We start from the raw sequence: 17,963 nt of genomic DNA on the forward strand, positions 1-17,963 counted from the left end.
CGATCTTTAATGGGGTTGAAACGCAGCGTATTTTTTTCGCCTGTACCCTATGTAATTTGCATCATCTTATTGCTTGGCGCCGTTGCAGGTAAGTGGGCTGGAGACCGGTTTCGCCTTTTCGATGAAGAAAAGGACATGGATGCGTATATGACTGTGCTCATGACGCAGGCTAACCGTATAGTGAACTCTGCGAGAGAAACACTGAGCAAGGTTAACCAGTCTCCCTATGCATTGTGTTCGTCAGACGACAAGCGCTATATGCGCGAGTTGCTTTTTGCCGCTTATCACATCAAGGACATTGGTCGTCTTGAGCATGATATGTTGCAATGTTCGACACTTTTAAACGATGTTGTGACAACAAAACCCAGAAGTAAAGAAGATGTTCTTCTTAAGGACGGCGTTTATGTTTATGAGGATCAGGAGCTTATAACTGCTGGGAGCCACGGCCCGATTTTTGGCCGGAACACTGGCAATCTCGTTTTAAGCGCATTGGCTTTTGATGCGTTGCATGTTCCGCAATATGATTTCGCAATCTTTATGACGAATAGCGATCGGACGCAGTACGCCAAGCTTTACAGTTACCCCGATACGTTTCCAGAGAATATCAGCAATAGCTATATCCCAACCAATAATACGCGGTCGTTTGGCGTAACAAATGGCGTTTTGCAACAAAAAGCGTGTGACGATGAAACAGGCGTTTGCGTTGCTATTGCAACGTCCGAAAGTTGGTCTGACCATACGGATGCATTGCTGCCGTTCGTGTTCACAAGCCTGGGCTTACTTGTTGGCGGTGGTGTTGCCATTGGCTGGACGTTTTACCGCAATCGTGACCGTTCACTTGTTTCGTTGCTTAAAAAGGCATTGAAGGCAAACGAGCTTGCGCTTGTCTATCAACCCGTAGTCAGTCTTGGTGATGAAAAGATTACAGGCTTTGAAGCGCTTATTCGGTGGGAGATCACAAAAGGCGATTTCGTGCCGCCTGATCTGTTTGTTGCACGAGCGGAAGCCGCTGGTTTAGGCCATCTCATAACAACTTATGTGCTGGATCACGTCATTGAAGAAATGGGCGCTTTGCTTCGACAGCAGCGGGCGCTTTATATCAACGTCAATATAACCTCCGGTGACCTGCAAAGCCCGGATTTCATACAGTCGCTTGAAGCTCGCCTGTCAGACGCTGGAATTCAGCCGCAACAGATTGGTCTTGAATTGACCGAGCGAACCGCAGTGGATTTCGCGAAAGCCAGTAGCGGTATCAAGGCTCTGCGCGAAAAGGGGTACAAGGTCTATATCGATGATTTTGGTACGGGCTATTCCAGTCTTGCTTATCTGGGCGAGTTGCAAGTTGATGCCATCAAGATCGATAAGGCCTTCACACGAACACTTGGCGGTGAGACGGAAACGGTTTCTATCGTTCCACAAATTATCGCTATGGCGCATCAATATGGGCTTGGGATTGTGGTCGAAGGTATCGAGACTGGAGAGCAGGTTCGCTGCTTGCGCGATATTTGCACCAATCTTTCGGGGCAAGGTTGGTTTTTCGGCAAGCCGGTGAATGCCAGTTTAGCGCAATCACTCGCTGGATTTTCAATCAAAAAGAGAAAACGGACCAGGGTTGAAGCCAGCTCGAAATAGCCATTTGGCTCTTTTATTTTAGCAATAGAAATTTAACTATAGAAGTAATCTTTGATGCTTTATTTAAAAAACCTTGTTTGTGTGAAGTGAATTGCAAGAAGTTTAATTTAGAAAAACTGTTCGTGGAGTGATTGCGCCTTAAATTGGCCGATCAAGCCTCGCATGTGGAATTGCAACGAAACAACAGGGGCAGAACGGCAGTCAGGCCTGTTCTGAGCTTAGGGCCATGAAGCCAAAATATGAACGCGTTCTTGAACCCACGGATACCTGGGCGATCTTCGATTTAACAACCGACGAGCCTGCATCTATCGGTGACCGGCTGATGATCGGCCTGAGCGAAAGTGAGTCAGAAGAGTTGCTGGCAACGCTTAATGCTGAGGCAAAAAGCAAAGGCAAGCGTAGCGCTGCCTGATAGGTCTTTGCGCGCCGTTAAGAGCGCATCCCGAAAAGTGTGAAGCGGTTTTCGGACAAGATGCGCTTAAAAAATGGTTAGAGCGCCGATCTGATTTTATCAGATTGAAATGCGCTCTAAGGCGCGCAAAAGGCATTGTTTGAGTTAGACTGGATGAGATTAAGCATCCGTCCAGATCGAAAGCGCTTCGATAACGTTTGGCAAGTCTTTATGGCGATGGATGACGGTTTCTGCACCGGCATCTGTTAGCTTGTCCGCATGACCCGGATAGGTGTGCGCGCCGCCAGTAAAGCCGATAACGCGCATTCCAGCAGCGCGGGCGCCTTGAATGCCATGCGCAGAATCTTCAATGACAATCACATCTGCCGGATCGACATCGAAATGCTTTGCCGCATGCAGGAAAACATCTGGCGCGGGCTTTGGCTTTTTCGTGCCGACTTCACGCGCCGAAAAGATATTTGGCTCAAACAGGTCGTAAAGACCAACGCGCTTGAGCATAAGATCAAGGCGAACGCTGGTTGAATTTGAGCAGATGCATTTTGGCAGGTTCAGTGCTTCAACAACTTCAACGATGTCTTCAATCGCCTGAACTTCGTTTATGAGACGTTCATCAAGCAGCTTTTCTGACTTGTCGAGAAGCGATGCAGAAATAGGAATGCCAGCTTCGCGCTCTACAGTCAGGAGAATGTCCTGCCATGTCAGGCCTGCAAAACGCTCACCCACTTCGACGGCTTCAATCGGATATCCGGCTTCTGTCAGAAGTGCTGCATCGACTTCTGCGGCGATGACTTCAGAGTCGACCAAAACGCCGTCGCAATCAAAAATAATCAGGGCTGGAGCTGCCATATCAAAAGCCTTTGCTTGGGAGGTGTCGGGCGAGGATCACCCGCAAAACATTGCGGATGGGCTACAACTTTATGGCCAACAGGTCAAACTGTGCTGGGGCTGCTTCCGCAAAACATGGGAACGATGTTTGCGTTAAGCCGTTCCTTCTCTCCATGAAGGAGAAGTCTATGCGTAAATCCGTTATGCTGTTTATTATCGCTATTGCCGTCGTTCTGGCGTTCATTTTTGCAACACCATATTATTACAGCGTGACACCGGAAAATCGGGGCACAGAACCCGTAACCGAAACCTCCCAGTAATCAAACCTCGCCGGAAACTTCACGCCTGCGCCGATCCAGTTCTTCGCTGTAACGGCGTAACGTGTGCGCTTCGCTTAACAGACCGAGCACTTTGCGCTCCTGTGCGTTATTGATGACAGCGAGCGCTTCCGCTTCTGCCCGATCAAAGCGCACAACAGCTTCTTTCGCGTTCATCTGCGGCAGCAGGAACTCATCCTGATAGCGCAACAGCTCGCGGATACTGCGCGCTTCTTCTGTTTTGTCGAAGCTCTCTGAATAAGCCGCCGGTACGGGGATCATGCCAACATAATGGCCTTCGCTGTCCACCGCTATAACACGCTGTGTCGAGCCCAAAGGGAAATCATGGCGGAAGGTTTCGATATCGGTATCTATCAACACCGTTTTAACGTCATGCCGCATCATGCGGTTAACAGTGAGGTTTCGGACCCAGCCGATATCATGAGCGGAGCGGATGGCTTCCCCACGCAAATGAAAACGCCAGGTTGCAAACGAGTAGCCGAAGGTTTTACGAACCATCATCGACGATGACACGACCGCCCCCAACACGAGCATTGCCAGCGGAAAATCGCCGGTAAGTTCAAGTGCGAGGAAGGTCATTGTCAGCGGACCGCCGATGATCGCCACTGCCATGGAACTCATGCCGATGACGGCATAGGCTTCCGGCTCAAGCGTTAGTGGCAGGACATAGCCTGTCAGTGCCGCAAAAAGCTTTCCTGTGAGTGCGCCGAGAAACAGTGATGCGAAGAATAAGCCACCGCGAAACCCGGAGCCGATTGAAACAGCTGACGCAAGCGATTTGCTGAAAATTAGCAGCAGAAGCATGGGAATGGTCAAATGCGCATTCAGATCGAGATGCAGCGCACCGTGGCCGGATGCCAGAACCTGCGGAGAAACAAAGGCGATCATGCCGACAACCGCTCCACCAATGGCAGGCGCAAGGACAGTTGGCACAACGCTTTTGCGAGCAACCCGCTCAACAGTGGTAACACCACGCATGATTAGAATAGCGATACCCGCCGCCAGAAAGCCAAGCACAAGTGCAGGCAAATAATCGCGTGCGGCAATCCCATCAAGTTGCCCGATATGAATGACAAGCGGTGCGCCACCGATAGCTTGTGTAACGAGCATTCCGACGATTGCGGCCACAACAACCGGAGCCAGCGTTGCAATCGAATAGACGCCAATAATCAGCTCAAACGCATAGAATGCGCCGGTCAGCGGCGCGTTGAATGCACTTGCAATCGCTGCTGCTGCCCCACAGCCCACAAGCGTGCGCAAATCGGCCCGGCGCAGTTTCAGCGCGCGCCCTATGCGGGAAGCAAAGCCACTCGAAAGCTGTGTATAGGCGGCTTCCAGACCTACTGATGCGCCAAATCCATTGGAAATAAGGTTTTGTCCGACAAGGATGAAACTGTCGGTCAGCGACAGGTGGCCGCCATGCAGCGCATTGGCTTCGATCGGGTCGACGATGGGTTTTTTGCGCCACCGTGCCAACACCCATATCACGATGCCCATGAGAATGCCGCCCGCGACGGGTGCAATATATGCGGTGGTGCTTAGTTGCGATGCGGAACTCAATCGCTCGCCATCAGCGAGACCAAACAGCGCCTGATGCATCCATTGCGAAATGCCTGCAATCGCTGCCACGGCAAGCGCGGATATAATGCCAATGACTGCACCTGCGATGACCAATCCGATTTCGCTGCCACGCACAAGCGCACGCATGCGGAAGGGCACAAACAACACCCGCAAATATCGGTTATGACGCAACTCGTTGATATTCATGGCCCGCACATCAAGAAAAGCAAATCAGTTTAGGTGCGATCATAGGCAAAAACGAATAACCAAGCCTTAGTAATTGCACCGGATTTGGTTGGTGAACTGCAATTTATTGACGGCATTAATATGGCTGGAAGAAAACTGTCAAAGCCTAAGCGTTACCAAAAGCGCCGGAAACCCGGGGTTTTTGCTGGAAATTAAGAAAAGGTTTACAATTTCAATCACTTGGCGTTAACCGCATATTTACCCTGTTCAGTAACCATAAGGACAAGTTTTTAGCGTTCACAAGTAATCGAGTATCCCATGTCCCTAGTACGTCTTGCACATGAGTTGCCTATTGAGGCCCCACGTACCGCTTGGCTTGACTCTATCATTAAGGGTGATTGCGTTTCCGCTTTGGAACGTCTTCCGGATCACTCGGTGGACGTCATTTTTGCCGATCCTCCCTATAATCTTCAGCTCGGTGGTGATCTGCATCGCCCGGATCAGACAATGGTCAATGCCGTTGACGATCATTGGGACCAGTTCGACAGCTTTCAGGCTTATGATGCGTTTACCCGTGCATGGCTGATGGCTTGCCGCCGCGTGTTAAAGCCAAATGGCACGATCTGGGTCATCGGTTCGTATCACAATATTTTCCGCGTCGGCTCACAGCTTCAGGATATTGGCTTCTGGCTGCTGAACGATGTTATTTGGCGCAAGACCAACCCTATGCCGAACTTCCGTGGCCGTCGTTTCCAGAACGCGCATGAAACGCTGATCTGGGCTTCACGGGATGAAAAGAGTAAGGGCTACACCTTCAATTATGACGCCATGAAAGCGGCAAATGACGATGTGCAGATGCGCTCTGATTGGTTATTCCCGATCTGCACAGGCTCGGAACGCCTGAAAGACGAGAACGGCGACAAGGTGCATCCGACCCAGAAGCCGGAAGCTTTGCTTGCACGCATTTTGATGTCGTCGAGCAAGCCGGGCGATGTCATCCTTGATCCGTTCTTCGGCTCGGGCACGACAGGCGCTGTTGCAAAGCGTCTTGGCCGTCATTTCGTCGGTATTGAGCGGGAGCAGTCCTATATTGATGCTGCAACCGCACGCATTGCTTCTGTTGAGCCGCTCGGCAAGGCTGAATTGACTGTTATGACCGGCAAGCGTGCGGAACCACGTGTCGCTTTCACCTCAATCATTGAATCAGGTCTCCTGCGTCCGGGGACGGTCTTGTCTGATGCGCGTCGTCGCCATGCAGCAATTGTCCGTGCGGATGGGACATTGGCTGCCAATGGCGAAGCGGGCTCCATTCATCGCATCGGTGCGAAAGTACAGGGCTTTGATGCCTGCAATGGCTGGACATTCTGGCATTATGAAGAAGCAGGCGTACTTAAGCCGATCGATGATCTGCGCAAAGTCATCCGCGATGAAATGGCTGCAGCAGGCGCATAAATTATTTACGGATTACTATCGGACGACCTCCAACAAAGTCTGATGAAAAGACCCTCGAAACAATCTGTTTCGAGGGTCTTTTTCTTGGGACTTGTTTGCCTAGAAAGACAGGCCGAGGCGTTTCAAATCGTCGGCAAGCTTTGCTGCGCTGGTGAAGTGCACGGCCTGCCAGCCCGCCGCTTTTGCACCCTCAACATTGGCTGGGCTGTCATCGATAAACAGCGTCGCAGCCGGATCGAGATCAAAGCTTGCAACATGATGCTCATAAATTTCGCGGTCTGGTTTCAGCATGCGAATATCGCCAGAAACCGTCACGCCACGGCTCTCGGTCAGAAACGGAAAGCGTGCCTGTGCTTCGCGCAGCGTGTCGGAAGCAAAATTGGTCAGCATCGTCACGTCATTGCCGTGAGCAATCAAGCCACGCAAGATCACAACGCTGTCTTCGTAAGCGTGTGGAACCATCAGATTCCAGTTTTGTCGGAATGTTTTTATGTGTTCACTGCGCTCAGGATGTTCATTGATCAGCAGCGCTTCGGCGTCCTGCCAGCTGCGTCCGCGATCTTGTTCTATATTCCATGCGCTGGTGCAGATGTTTTCCAGAAACCACTGACGTTCCTGTGCATCCGGGATTGTTTCCAGATAAGCGAGTTCTGGATCATAATGCAGAAGCACTCTGCCAATATCGAAAACGACGTGCCGGACTGGAGTGATCAAGGTTTCGTCCTTCTCTTTTTGAAAGCTTCTGGAATAGCAGCCGTGATTGCTTTTTTCATGACGGTTGGAAGTGCTTCGCCTTCCAGTTCTGACGGTGCAGACCACCAGCCATCAATATCATTGCGTTTGGCCGTATTGCTGAGTGAATAGACAGATAGGCGCAATTCAAAATGCGTGAAGATATGCGTGATGCTGCCTGCCGACTGCCAGCTGGCGGAGAAGGGCGCGGCGTTGATCGTTGCGTCGCCGTCACTGCGTGCGGTCCATGCGCTGCCGGGAACTTCGGTCATTCCAGCCAGCAGACCTTCGCCTTTGCGCTTGCGCAGCAGTACCGATCCATCTTCTGCAATGGCGATAAAAGCGGCGCCCGTTCGTACCGGCTTTGCCACTTTGGGTGCTTTGACCGGAAAAGTTTCGGGATCGTGATGCGCGAGCGCTTCACAATCATCGTTGACCGGACAGATAGCACAAGCAGGGCGGCGCGGCGTACAGATGGTTGCGCCTAGGTCCATCACAGCCTGCGCAAAATCTCCGGGCCGGTCATGCGGAGTCAACTCGCCCATGCGAATACGAATTTCTGCTTTTGCAGAAGGCAGAGGTGTGTCGATAGCATAGAGGCGCGAGATAACGCGCTCAACATTACCGTCGACAACTGCTGCGGGCTCTCCGAAGGCAATGGCTGCAATGGCAGCGGATGTGTAATCGCCGATACCCGGCAATTCTTTTAATCGAGCTGCGGTTGAGGGGAACTTGCCGTTATAATTTGCCGCGATTAAATCCGCACATTTCTTGAGATTGCGCGCACGTGAATAATAGCCCAAACCAGCCCAGGCACGAAGAATATCGTCTTCACTGGCCGCCGCCATGGATTCAACGTTCGGCCATAAAGCTACGAACTTGTTGAAATAGGATTTGACTGCCTCAACGGTTGTTTGTTGCAGCATTATTTCCGATAACCATACGCGGTAGGGATCGGATTTTATGCCACGCGCGTGTTCTGGTGGGGTGATTCGCCATGGTAAGATACGGTGATGGCGATCATACCATTTTAAAATAGCCGTCGTCTGATTGGATTCAACTGCACTCAGCATTGGGGTTATATAGTCCGACCTCTAGATTGATCCTGCAAACTTTGATTAACGCCCTGTTTTGGGAATTGATATAAAAACAAATCGCAGTGGATGCGGCACTTTATGACAGTTAGGCTTTGAACAATATGGGGCAAAAATATTCAGATGAAAGTTCGCGCGTGAGTAATTGCGTCCCGGTTTATGTGATCAATCTTGCGCGTTCCAGACAGCGCTGGGAAGACTTGAAGATGAGCGCTGACCAATTTGGCATTGAGCTTCGCCGAATTGAAGCGGTTGAGGGCAGGCTGCTAAAAGACAATGAACTGGGAAATCTTGATGAAGCCGCTTTTCGACGCCGTCATGGCAAAATAGTGCTTCCTGCGGAGATTGGCTGCTATTTCAGCCATATTAAAGCCCTCGAGGCAATTATTGCTTCTGCTGAGCCGCATGCTATCATCATTGAAGACGATGTGCGGTTCACACAGGATTTTTTGCCATTTATTGATGGTGCAATAAAATTACGTGGCTGGGACGTTATTAAGCTTATTAATCATCGGATGTCTGCGTTTCGACGTTCTGGAACGGTCATTGATGGGTTTTCAGTTGGACGCAGTCTGCATGGACCTTTAGGCAGCTCTGCCGCGTATCTTTTGACAAGAGAGGGGGCAAGAAAACTGCTTTCTGCGATAAAGCCAATGTCGCTGCCTTATGATGTTGCGATGGAGCGTGGCTGGGATGGGAATTATGAGCTGTTCATAACCGATCAGTCGCCAGTAGAACTGTCAGATGTTGCTATTTCAACAATCGCTGAAGGGCGCGAAACTTACGCCAAAACACGTTTGCCTCCCCATAAAAGGATTACCACACTCGTCTTTCGAACAACTGACTACATCAAGCGAATCGCTTACGCTTTAAGAATGAAGCGTTTGAAAGAGGCGGAGGAATGAGTTTTTTAAAGAAGTCGTTCCTAACACGTCGGAAGATCGATCATTGGGCGTTAGCCGTGGCGTCTGCGGCCATGCCCATTAGGCTTGGTTTAGGGCCGATCCTGCTGTTTGTGTTTTCTTGTCTTGGCATTTATCTCGCTGCTGCTCGACATAATACGACAAGACTCTTTGCCAAGAAGTTTTATATTTTCATCCTTCTTTATGCCGCTTGGTCTATCGGACTTATTCTTTATCGGGGAGAACCTTTTTCCGATAACCGGCAGATTGGATACACACTACTGATCGCTGTCTTTGCCTTCGCCGGGGCCGGCATGGTTCTTGTCAAAGACCCGTTGCGTTCTTATGTCCTTGGAGCGCGAGCAGGTGTTATTCTGACCATACTGGCCGTTATTTATCTGGTATTTACCGAAGGTGGTCGTATTGGCGTCGGCGGCAATCAAGCTGTGTTTGCTTTTGTTGCTGGCGTTGCGGCAATATCTGCGGCCATTCCCGTTTCCAAAGCACCACGCTATTTACCGAATGGGCCACATTGGCTGGTTCTTGGATTTGCGGCTGTGCTGACATCTGAAACGCGCGCTGTGATCGTTGTTTTGCCGATATTTGCGGCCATTGAAATCGTACTTTTTCTTCGAAAATATAATCTCAAGCAACAGAGCGCAGTATATCTGGCCCTCACGGCTGCACTTGCTGCGCTGATTGTCGTTGGCCCGTTAGGTGAGGTGATTTCCAAACGGTTTGGAGGCATCGTTGAATATTACGACAGCGGTGATAGCTCAAAATGGGAGGATAAACTTTCTGCTGATATTCGTGAGGTGATGTGGAAAAGCGCAGTCGTGATTATCAAAGCGCATCCGATTGCAGGCGTTGGATCCTATGGCAAAATGAATATGGTGCGACAGGAGGCGGGTGAACAGGCTCCGATGCTGAAAGGCTTCCGACATGTGCACAATACAGTGCTCGATGAACTGTTGAATGACGGGATTGTCGGCCTGTTTTTCATGTTTGCAGCCTTTATCGCGGTGTTCATTTATCTGTGGCGAAACGCTGATAGCTGGGCAATGCGGCGAGCGCTGATTTATTTCGCCTTTATTTGTGCCAGCTACGGCATGTTGCATAACCCATTGCTGCATGAAGTTACGATCGCATCTACTATGTTCTTCATCGCTGCGTTAAATGCTGCTGCTTCAAGACGCATTATGGCTCTGCGTCGCGTTGGCCTTACCAACTCCATGTGCAGGAAATAATATCTATGAAAGCAATCGTGACGGGTGCCGCTGGCTTCATCGGCTACCATACGGCAGCGCGCCTTCTGGATGAAGGCTGGCAGGTTGTTGGCGTTGATAATCTCAACGATTATTATCAGGTAGACCTCAAAGATACCCGCCTGTCTAAGTTGAATACGCGCGATGGTTTTCGCTTTGCACAGGCGGATATTTCGGATGCGGAAGCCTTTAGTGCTGCGATTGGTGCTGATCGCGATGCTGATGTGATTGTGCATCTCGCGGCGCAAGCAGGTGTACGCTATTCGATCGAAAATCCTGCCGCCTATGTTTCGGCCAATGTCATGGGGCAGGTGAGCGTGTTTGAAACGGCGCTGCAGCTCGAAAAGCGTCCGCCGGTTGTGTATGCCAGCTCATCGTCGGTCTATGGCGCAAACGAAAAAATCCCGTTTTCTGAAAGTGACGCTGTTGACCATCCGGTCTCGGTCTATGCCGCCACAAAGCGCTCAGGTGAGCTTCTCGCCGTATCTTACAAGCATGTTCACGGCCTGCACTCGACGGGTTTGCGTTTCTTTACGGTTTATGGGCCATTTGGACGTCCAGATATGGCGCCGTGGCTGTTTACATCGGCTATCCTCAAAGGCGAGCCGATCCGCGTTTTCAACAATGGTGAAATGCAGCGCGATTTCACATTTGTAGACGATATCGTCAGCGGCGTTTTGGGCGCAGTAAAACGGATTATTGAGCAACCGGAAGATACAGCACCAGTTTATAACCTCGGCAACAATCGCCCAGTTATGCTCAATGATTTCATTGCAGCGATTGAAAAAGCATGTGGCAAGCAAGCTATCCGCAAGCTTGTGCCGATGCCCGCTGCTGATGTTCCGCGCACCTATGCAGATATTAGGCTGGCAGCGCGCGATCTCGGCTTCAGCCCTAAAACCACTTTGGATGAAGGTATTCCTTTGTTTGTTGAGTGGTTTCGCGGCTATAATGGGACGCGATGAACGAACGCAAACCAAAACGAGGCTTCCGCCCGCTGGCCGATATGACGTCTGGTCTGATGGATCCGATGTTACAAAAACGTGCGGGCATCAGCCTCTCACTGCTGCAATCATGGGAAGATATTGTCGGCCCGGCAATAGGTAGCTCTTCGCGGCCGCTGCGTATTGTATGGCCAAGACGTTTGCATCAGGACGAACCTTTCAATCCGGCAACGCTCATTATCGCCTGCGAAGGCTTTGCAGCCCTTCAGATTCAGCATGAGACAGGCGAAATCATCAGCCGTGTGAATGGCTTTCTGGGTTTCTCTGCGATTGGTCGTATCAAGATAGAGCAGAAGCCGCCTGCGATTGATTTCAGACGCAAGCCAAAACGTCTTGCACCTCTGGCACCCTCCGAAGAGCGGCGCATTGATAAGGTGACGGATGGTATCGAGGATGATGCACTAAGAGCAGCTCTGGCTCGGCTTGGCAAAAATATACTCGCTGAAAAGCGCGCTACAAAGAAGTAGCATCATTTGCCATAAATTTGATTTAAGGTTGTTGTTGAACTTGATTTGATCAAGCAAGGGCTGGTGATTGCCCGCGCGCCACCTTAAATTGTCTTTAAAAGTCAACATTGAAACAGGACTGGATGATTCGATGCCTGCATCGCTTAACCGCAGACATGTTATTTCTCTTGCTGGCGCCGCCGCCGCAGGCCTCGCCTTTGCGGGCAATGCAAGTGCGCAGGCACGCAGTGCCGAAGCGTCCGTTGACGCTGCCAAGCTTGCTGAGCCAGGCAAGATGAAGGACATGGTTTATGGCAAGGCCGATGCGCCTGTGACCATAGTTGAGTACGCATCGCTGACCTGTTCGCATTGCGCTGATTTTGCGGTCAATACTTTCCCGACCATCAAGGAAAAATACATTGATACTGGCAAAGCGAAGCTTATCTTCCGCGAGTTCCCATTCGATCCACGCGCAACTGCTGCTTTCATGCTGGCTCGTTGTGCGCCGGAAGACCGTTATTTCCCGATGATCGAAGTTTTCTTTAAGCAGCAGCAACAGTGGGCGGGTGCAGCCGATGGCGAAGCTGCGCTGCTCCAGATCGCGAAACTTGCAGGTTTTACACAGGAGTCGTTCAAGGCTTGCTTGACGAACCAGCAGGTTCTCGATGATGTGAGAGCAACGATGGAACGCGGATCGAAGGAATTTGGTGTGAACGCCACGCCAACTTTCTTCATCAACGGACAGAAATATGCTGGAGCCCTTTCGGTTGACGAGATGTCGGCAATCATTGACAAGCTGCTCTAAGCCGCCTTTCGGCATGAAAAGCGGACGCTTCATTGCGTCCGCTTTTTGTATTTCTGAGGGAGACGCTTCCTGATGCGCTTCTCCAAGCTGCGCCTTGTTGGTTTTAAGTCCTTTGTCGAGCCGATGGAGTTCGTCATTGAGGGCGGGCTGACGGGGGTTGTCGGGCCGAATGGTTGCGGCAAGTCCAATCTCGTTGAAGCGCTGCGCTGGGTGATGGGTGAAAACTCATACAAGAACATGCGCGCCTCCGGCATGGACGATGTCATCTTCTCCGGCTCCGCCACGCGACCCGCACGCAATACGGCGGAAGTGACACTTTTCCTCGATAATTCCGATCGTACGGCACCTGCTGCCTATAATGATCAGGACGAGTTGCAGATTTCGCGCCGTATAGAGCGCGAAGCAGGCTCTGTTTATCGCATCAATGGCAAGGAAGCGCGTGCCAAGGATGTGCAGCTGCTGTTTGCGGATCAATCGACGGGGGCTCGCTCGCCATCGATGGTGGGGCAGGGACGCATTGGTGAACTCATTCAGGCCAAGCCACAGGCGCGGCGCGCATTGCTTGAAGAGGCGGCTGGTATTTCCGGCCTGCACACACGCCGCCACGAAGCGGAATTGCGGCTGCGTGCAGCCGAAGGTAATCTCGAGCGTCTTGAAGACGTAGTCGGAGAGCTTGGCAGCCAGATTGAAAGCCTGAAACGTCAGGCGCGTCAGGCAAATCGCTTCAAGGCTTTGTCGGCGGATATGCGGCGCGCAGAGGCATCGTTGTTGCATTTGCGCTGGTCGCAGGCGAAAGCGCAGGAAGGCGAAGCGCAAAGCGCATTGGCACAGGCAACCACAGTTGTCGGCGACATGGCGCAGGCGCAGATGAATGCGGCGCGTGAGCAGGGCGTTGGTGCACATAAATTGCCTGAACTGCGCGAGGCAGAGGCCAAAGCCGCCGCCGCTTTGCAGCGTCTTTCCATTGCCCGCACACAGCTCGACGAAGAGGATGGCCGCATTCGTGTGCGCCGTGCCGAGCTGATGAAACGCCTTGAGCAACTCACGTCAGATATTGCGCGTGAAGAACAGATGGTGCGTGAAAACGCGGATATTCTGGAGCGGCTCGACGAAGAACAGCAGGAACTGATTGCCTCTAACGAAGCATCTGGCGAGCGCGATGAAGAACTGCGCGCGATCTTTGAGGAATCGGAAATCCGTTTGCAGGACAGCGAAAATGCGCTTGCTCGCGTGACAGCGGAACGCGCAGAGGCTACCGCTGAGCGCACACAGATCGAGCGCGCTTTACAAGAAGCGCAAAGTCGCCGTAACCGTTTGGCAAACCAGATGGAGACAATCGAACGCGATATTGCGGCGGTTGCTGAACAGATCGGCGGATTGTTTGATCCTGCTGAAAAACGTGTGGCGGTTGAAGCAGCAACGGATGCGCTGGCAGCCTCTGAAGAGGCAGTAGTTGCATCTGAAGAACTTGTCAGTGCTGCGCGTGAACAGGAAGCGGCAAGCCGTCAGCCGCTCAATGAAGCGCGCACTGAACTTAATCGCATTGAGACCGAAGCGCAGACGCTTGCGCGCATTCTCAATGCGGGTGAAACGGGCCAGTTTCCACCGGTTGTTGAAGAGTTACAGGTCGAAAAGGGCTATGAAGTCGCCCTTGGTGCAGCGCTTGGTGAAGACCTCGATGCGGCAAGCGATACCAATGCGCCTGTTTTCTGGGCTTATAATCCGGCAGTACAAAGTGATCCGGCATTGCCAGAAGGCAGTGTGCCGCTCGATCGCTTGGTGGACGGCCCGCAGCAATTGCGCCGCAGACTTGCGCAAGTGGGAGTGGTCTCTGATCAGGATGGTCAGCGTTTACAGGCTATGCTCCGCCCCGGTCAGCGACTGGTCAGCAAGGCTGGTGCGTTGTGGCGCTGGGACGGTTACACAGCAAGCGCCGACGCGCCAACACCTGCTGCACAGCGGCTTGCCCAGAAGAATCGCTTGGCGGAACTTGAGCAAGAGGCGGTGAATGCCAGCGCACGAGTTCAGGCCGCCGAGCAAGCCGTGCAGCTCTTCGAAGTTGCTGTTCGTGACGCTGTTGAGCAGGAACGCGTGGCACGCGATGCATGGCGCGCTAACCAGCGCAGGCTTGATGAGGCGCGTGAAGCGCTGGCAGCCGTTGAACGCGCTGCTGGGCAATTGGCAACTAAACGTGCTGGTCTCGAAGAAGCCAAGTCCCGTCTTGAAGAAAATCTTGAAGAGGCACAGGTTCGTGTTGTTGAGGCGGAAGACCGGCTCAATGAAATGCAGGATCTGCAATCGATCTCGGAACGACATATGGCGCTGAGTGCAGAAGTGCAGTCGGACCGTGGGAGGCTTGCGGAAGCACGTGCGGCCTATGAAGGGCAGCGACGTGAAGCGGACAATCGCGCCCGTCGTCTGGCGATGATCGGGCTTGAGCGTCGCAACTGGGCGTCGCGTGCAGAAAATGCTGCGCAGCAGATTGCGGCCTTGAATGATCGTCGTGCGGAAACTGCCGACGAGGCCGAAGCGCTTGCGGAAGCACCCGAAGAGATCGAAAAACGCCGCCGCGCATTGCTCAATGAGCTTTCAGAGGCGGATGAGCGCCGCAAGGCGGCGGCGGATATTCTGGCGCAGGCGGAAGCTGCTCAGGCAGAACTCGATAAGGCTGCAACGCTTGCCATTCAGCATCTTGCGACTAGCCGCGAGCAGCGTGCACGTGCGGAAGAGCGTTTGACAGCTGCCGAAGAACGCCGCAAGGATACGGAAGCACGCATTGCTGATGCACTAAATTGTGCGCCACACGAAGCCATTCGTCACACGGGCTTAAAGCCTGATGACAGGATGCCTGATCCTGATCAGCTCGAACGCCAGCTTGAGCGCTTGCGTATTGAGCGCGAGCGTCTGGGTGCGGTTAACCTGCGTGCAGAAGAGGAAAGTCAGGAATTATCCTCACGCCTTGAAGCGATCATTTCTGAGCGCGAAGACGTCATTGAAGCGATCAAGAAACTGCGTCAGGCGATTCAGAGTCTCAATCGCGAAGGGCGTGAACGTTTGCTGGCCGCTTTTGATGTGGTAAATGCACAGTTCCAGCGCCTGTTTACGCATCTTTTTGGTGGCGGCACTGCGGAATTACAGCTCATTGAGAGTGATGATCCACTGGATGCTGGCCTTGAAATCTTGGCGCGTCCGCCCGGCAAAAAGCCTCAGACCATGACGCTTCTTTCAGGGGGCGAACAAGCGCTTACCGCTATGGCGCTGATTTTCGCTGTATTCCTGACCAATCCGGCGCCGATCTGCGTACTGGACGAAGTGGACGCACCGCTCGATGATCATAATGTCGAGCGCTATTGCAATCTGATGGATGAAATGGCGACTTCAACCGAAACGCGTTTTGTCATTATTACGCATAACCCAATCACCATGGCGCGCATGAACCGCCTGTTTGGCGTAACCATGGGCGAGCAGGGCGTGAGTCAGCTTGTCTCGGTTGATTTGCAAACCGCAGAGCAATTGCGCGAAGCGGTCTGATCCTAACTGCTAAGTTAGCTTATTATTCCTCATCGTCGCTCTCGTCTTCGTCATCATCGGCTTCAATGATTTGCCAGATGAACTCATGAAGACGTTCTTCAATGCTTGCTCTGGAAGCACCAGATGCTTCCATGTCGCGCTTGATTTTGAAGAACTGATCCTTGTCGGATTGTGACAGGTATTTAGCGGCGGCTTCAAGGGATGACAGAGATGTGGACATGGCTGTTGTTACTGTCTTGTTTGCTCAAATGCTAGAGTCTATCAGCGCGCTCTATACGTCACGGTCATTTTTGCGGCAGCGAGGGCGTGTTCTGCAATTTTGCTTGGCTCCATATCATTCAGGCCGATTGGCATTGGCTTGTCAAAATGCAAATCCAATGTAAAGAATCCTGCCGGATATGGCATATCCTGAATAAAATTCAGAAGTGCCTTTCGGGATTTCGTATCAATCTGGCTGTCAGGCATGGCCTCGACAGATTTACTGACAATATCACGCAAACGCGCAATATCAGTTTCCGGATCTTCTTCGCCGGTTTCAGATGGCAATGCAGCGTAATTGGCAAGAACGGGCAGAACAAGGCTCTCCCATAGTCCCTGATTGTCCAGACGTAACCGTAGACTTGAAAGTGTGGCGGTCGGATTAGCTGCAAGGCTCGCTATGGACGCATCAACCGGTAGGTTGATTTCTGCAGAAACTGAAGCCTTACCAAACTTGATGCTGTTGATTTCAGCATTCTGAATATGCAGATAACCGCTTTGTGGATTGAAACGGTAAAACGCCGCAAAATCCATAGGCCATTGTTGAATTGACGTGATGTAATCCGAGACTTTGTTGCCGCTTTGAAGTCTCATGCGCACGCCATCAATGGCAATGCGTCCCCATGTGGGGGCTGCTTTACCAAAATCCGGTAATTCGGACAGAAAGTCTTGCAGGTGATCCAGTTCGAAGATAACGCGTTCGACGGTCCAGCCCATTATGCTCCCGGTTTGATACATGCTGTTCGAGACAATACAGCCATCGGGAATATCTCTGACGGCATAATCATTGTCGGGCGTGAGCAGGCTCATTCCATCAAGAAATTTTTCACACTGGCTGAGTGGTGCGTTGTCCGGTGCTGGTGCTTCTGTTTGAGCAAATGCGAATGACGTCGCGAGGGAGAGCAGAATAATTGGAAGAATGAAGCGCATATCACCGGATTTTAGTTTGAACGAATAAGATGCGCCGCATCATTTCCATATGGTCGCTGCTGTCAACCAGCGACCATGATATTGTTAGTTCTCGCTCCAGACGGCAAGCTCATTGCCAGCAGGATCAGTGAAGTGAAAACGACGCCCACCGGGGAAGGCGAAGATTGGCTTCACAATCGTTCCACCCGCTTCTGTCACAGCCTGCAACGTTTCTTCGAGCTGTGCGGAATGAAGCACAGGCAAAGGTTTGCGCGTTGCTTCCGGGTCGGCATCAAAACCGCCATCCAGACCTTCTGCGAAAGCGGAATAGGTGGGGCCATAATCGACGAACGACCAACCAAAAGCGCGCGAATAGAAACTTTTTGCCGCATCCAGTGATCCATTGCCCGCGGGCATTTCAAGATAATCGAGCTTGCCGGTGATACGCATAATCTACTCCGTATGTTCTATTTTTGTTCTCATTTTTGAACCAATCCACGGTCAGAGTCAATCGACGGATCAGCTTTATTGTTTTCTAATCGATTCTATTACGAGCCTTTGTCTTTTTTGATTGGCAGACCGTGACTTGATCGCATAAGCACGAGGAGAGTT

General features: G+C 51.8%; 17 protein-coding genes. 10 read left to right on the plus strand and 7 right to left on the minus strand.

The window, feature by feature from the left end:
* Nucleotides 1-9: 9 nt before the first annotated feature.
* Together RI570_RS09185 and RI570_RS09190 are read left to right on the plus strand one after the other, a co-directional pair.
* A complete protein-coding gene (locus RI570_RS09185; protein ID WP_313828117.1) occupies nucleotides 10-1,632 on the plus strand; it encodes an EAL domain-containing protein in 1,623 nt (540 codons plus the stop codon).
* 226 nt (nucleotides 1,633-1,858) lie between these two features.
* On the plus strand, nucleotides 1,859-2,044 hold the full coding sequence (locus RI570_RS09190; protein WP_313828118.1) for a hypothetical protein: 186 nt from the start codon (nucleotides 1,859-1,861) through the stop codon (nucleotides 2,042-2,044).
* A 159-nt stretch (nucleotides 2,045-2,203) separates the two neighbouring features.
* On the opposite strand, the gene RI570_RS09195 is transcribed toward RI570_RS09190, so the two are convergent.
* Nucleotides 2,204-2,890 carry an HAD family phosphatase gene (locus tag RI570_RS09195; RefSeq protein ID WP_313828119.1) on the minus strand — a complete coding sequence of 229 codons (687 nt, stop codon included), beginning with the start codon at nucleotides 2,888-2,890 and terminating at the stop codon, nucleotides 2,204-2,206.
* 167 nt (nucleotides 2,891-3,057) lie between these two features.
* Here RI570_RS09195 and RI570_RS09200 point away from each other — a divergent pair, with 167 nt between their 5' ends.
* Nucleotides 3,058-3,189, plus strand: a complete 132-nt coding sequence (locus tag RI570_RS09200) for a hypothetical protein (RefSeq protein WP_313828120.1) — start codon at nucleotides 3,058-3,060, stop codon at nucleotides 3,187-3,189.
* Here the strand turns inward: RI570_RS09200 and RI570_RS09205 are convergent, their stop codons facing one another.
* Nucleotides 3,190-4,974 carry a chloride channel protein gene (locus RI570_RS09205; RefSeq protein ID WP_313828121.1) on the minus strand — a complete coding sequence of 595 codons (1,785 nt, stop codon included), beginning with the start codon at nucleotides 4,972-4,974 and terminating at the stop codon, nucleotides 3,190-3,192.
* Between the two features lie 297 nt (nucleotides 4,975-5,271).
* On the opposite strand from RI570_RS09205, the gene RI570_RS09210 reads away from it, so the two are divergent.
* Nucleotides 5,272-6,405 carry a site-specific DNA-methyltransferase gene (locus tag RI570_RS09210; RefSeq protein ID WP_313828122.1) on the plus strand — a complete coding sequence of 378 codons (1,134 nt, stop codon included), beginning with the start codon at nucleotides 5,272-5,274 and terminating at the stop codon, nucleotides 6,403-6,405.
* A 99-nt stretch (nucleotides 6,406-6,504) separates the two neighbouring features.
* On the opposite strand, the gene RI570_RS09215 is transcribed toward RI570_RS09210, so the two are convergent.
* Nucleotides 6,505-7,119, minus strand: coding sequence for an HAD family phosphatase (locus RI570_RS09215; protein WP_313828123.1), 615 nt, complete (start codon nucleotides 7,117-7,119; stop codon nucleotides 6,505-6,507).
* A complete protein-coding gene (mutY, locus tag RI570_RS09220) occupies nucleotides 7,116-8,210 on the minus strand; it encodes an A/G-specific adenine glycosylase (RefSeq protein WP_313828124.1) in 1,095 nt (364 codons plus the stop codon). The genes RI570_RS09215 and mutY overlap by 4 nt, the downstream gene beginning before the upstream one ends.
* A gap of 125 nt (nucleotides 8,211-8,335) precedes the next feature.
* Here mutY and RI570_RS09225 point away from each other — a divergent pair, with 125 nt between their 5' ends.
* The 6 genes from RI570_RS09225 to RI570_RS09250 all read left to right on the plus strand — a co-directional run bounded on the left by RI570_RS09225 (nucleotide 8,336) and on the right by RI570_RS09250 (nucleotide 16,184).
* Nucleotides 8,336-9,136: a glycosyltransferase family 25 protein gene (locus tag RI570_RS09225; protein WP_313828605.1), complete on the plus strand. Its 801-nt coding sequence runs from the start codon at nucleotides 8,336-8,338 to the stop codon at nucleotides 9,134-9,136.
* Nucleotides 9,133-10,380 (plus strand): O-antigen ligase family protein, encoded by a 1,248-nt coding sequence (locus RI570_RS09230; RefSeq protein WP_313828125.1) that lies wholly within the window; start codon nucleotides 9,133-9,135, stop codon nucleotides 10,378-10,380. The genes RI570_RS09225 and RI570_RS09230 overlap by 4 nt, the downstream gene beginning before the upstream one ends.
* Before the next feature lie 5 nt (nucleotides 10,381-10,385).
* Entirely contained in the window at nucleotides 10,386-11,363 is a 978-nt protein-coding gene (locus RI570_RS09235) for an SDR family NAD(P)-dependent oxidoreductase (protein ID WP_313828126.1), read from the plus strand.
* Complete coding sequence (locus RI570_RS09240; protein ID WP_313828127.1) at nucleotides 11,360-11,869, plus strand: DUF721 domain-containing protein; 510 nt, start codon at nucleotides 11,360-11,362, stop codon at nucleotides 11,867-11,869. Before RI570_RS09235 ends, RI570_RS09240 begins: the two co-directional genes overlap by 4 nt.
* Before the next feature lie 130 nt (nucleotides 11,870-11,999).
* On the plus strand, nucleotides 12,000-12,653 hold the full coding sequence (locus RI570_RS09245; RefSeq protein ID WP_313828129.1) for a DsbA family protein: 654 nt from the start codon (nucleotides 12,000-12,002) through the stop codon (nucleotides 12,651-12,653).
* 72 nt (nucleotides 12,654-12,725) lie between these two features.
* Nucleotides 12,726-16,184 carry a chromosome segregation SMC family protein gene (locus tag RI570_RS09250; RefSeq protein WP_313828130.1) on the plus strand — a complete coding sequence of 1,153 codons (3,459 nt, stop codon included), beginning with the start codon at nucleotides 12,726-12,728 and terminating at the stop codon, nucleotides 16,182-16,184.
* 22 nt (nucleotides 16,185-16,206) lie between these two features.
* Here the strand turns inward: RI570_RS09250 and RI570_RS09255 are convergent, their stop codons facing one another.
* The 3 genes from RI570_RS09255 to RI570_RS09265 all read right to left on the minus strand — a co-directional run bounded on the left by RI570_RS09255 (nucleotide 16,207) and on the right by RI570_RS09265 (nucleotide 17,801).
* Nucleotides 16,207-16,404: a hypothetical protein gene (locus RI570_RS09255; RefSeq protein ID WP_313828132.1), complete on the minus strand. Its 198-nt coding sequence runs from the start codon at nucleotides 16,402-16,404 to the stop codon at nucleotides 16,207-16,209.
* Between the two features lie 41 nt (nucleotides 16,405-16,445).
* A complete protein-coding gene (locus RI570_RS09260; protein ID WP_313828133.1) occupies nucleotides 16,446-17,372 on the minus strand; it encodes a hypothetical protein in 927 nt (308 codons plus the stop codon).
* A gap of 84 nt (nucleotides 17,373-17,456) precedes the next feature.
* Nucleotides 17,457-17,801, minus strand: coding sequence for a VOC family protein (locus RI570_RS09265; protein ID WP_313828134.1), 345 nt, complete (start codon nucleotides 17,799-17,801; stop codon nucleotides 17,457-17,459).
* Between the last annotated feature and the right edge of the window lie 162 nt (nucleotides 17,802-17,963).

Source organism: Brucella pseudogrignonensis (genome assembly GCF_032190615.1).
Lineage (GTDB): Bacteria > Pseudomonadota > Alphaproteobacteria > Rhizobiales > Rhizobiaceae > Brucella > Brucella pseudogrignonensis_B.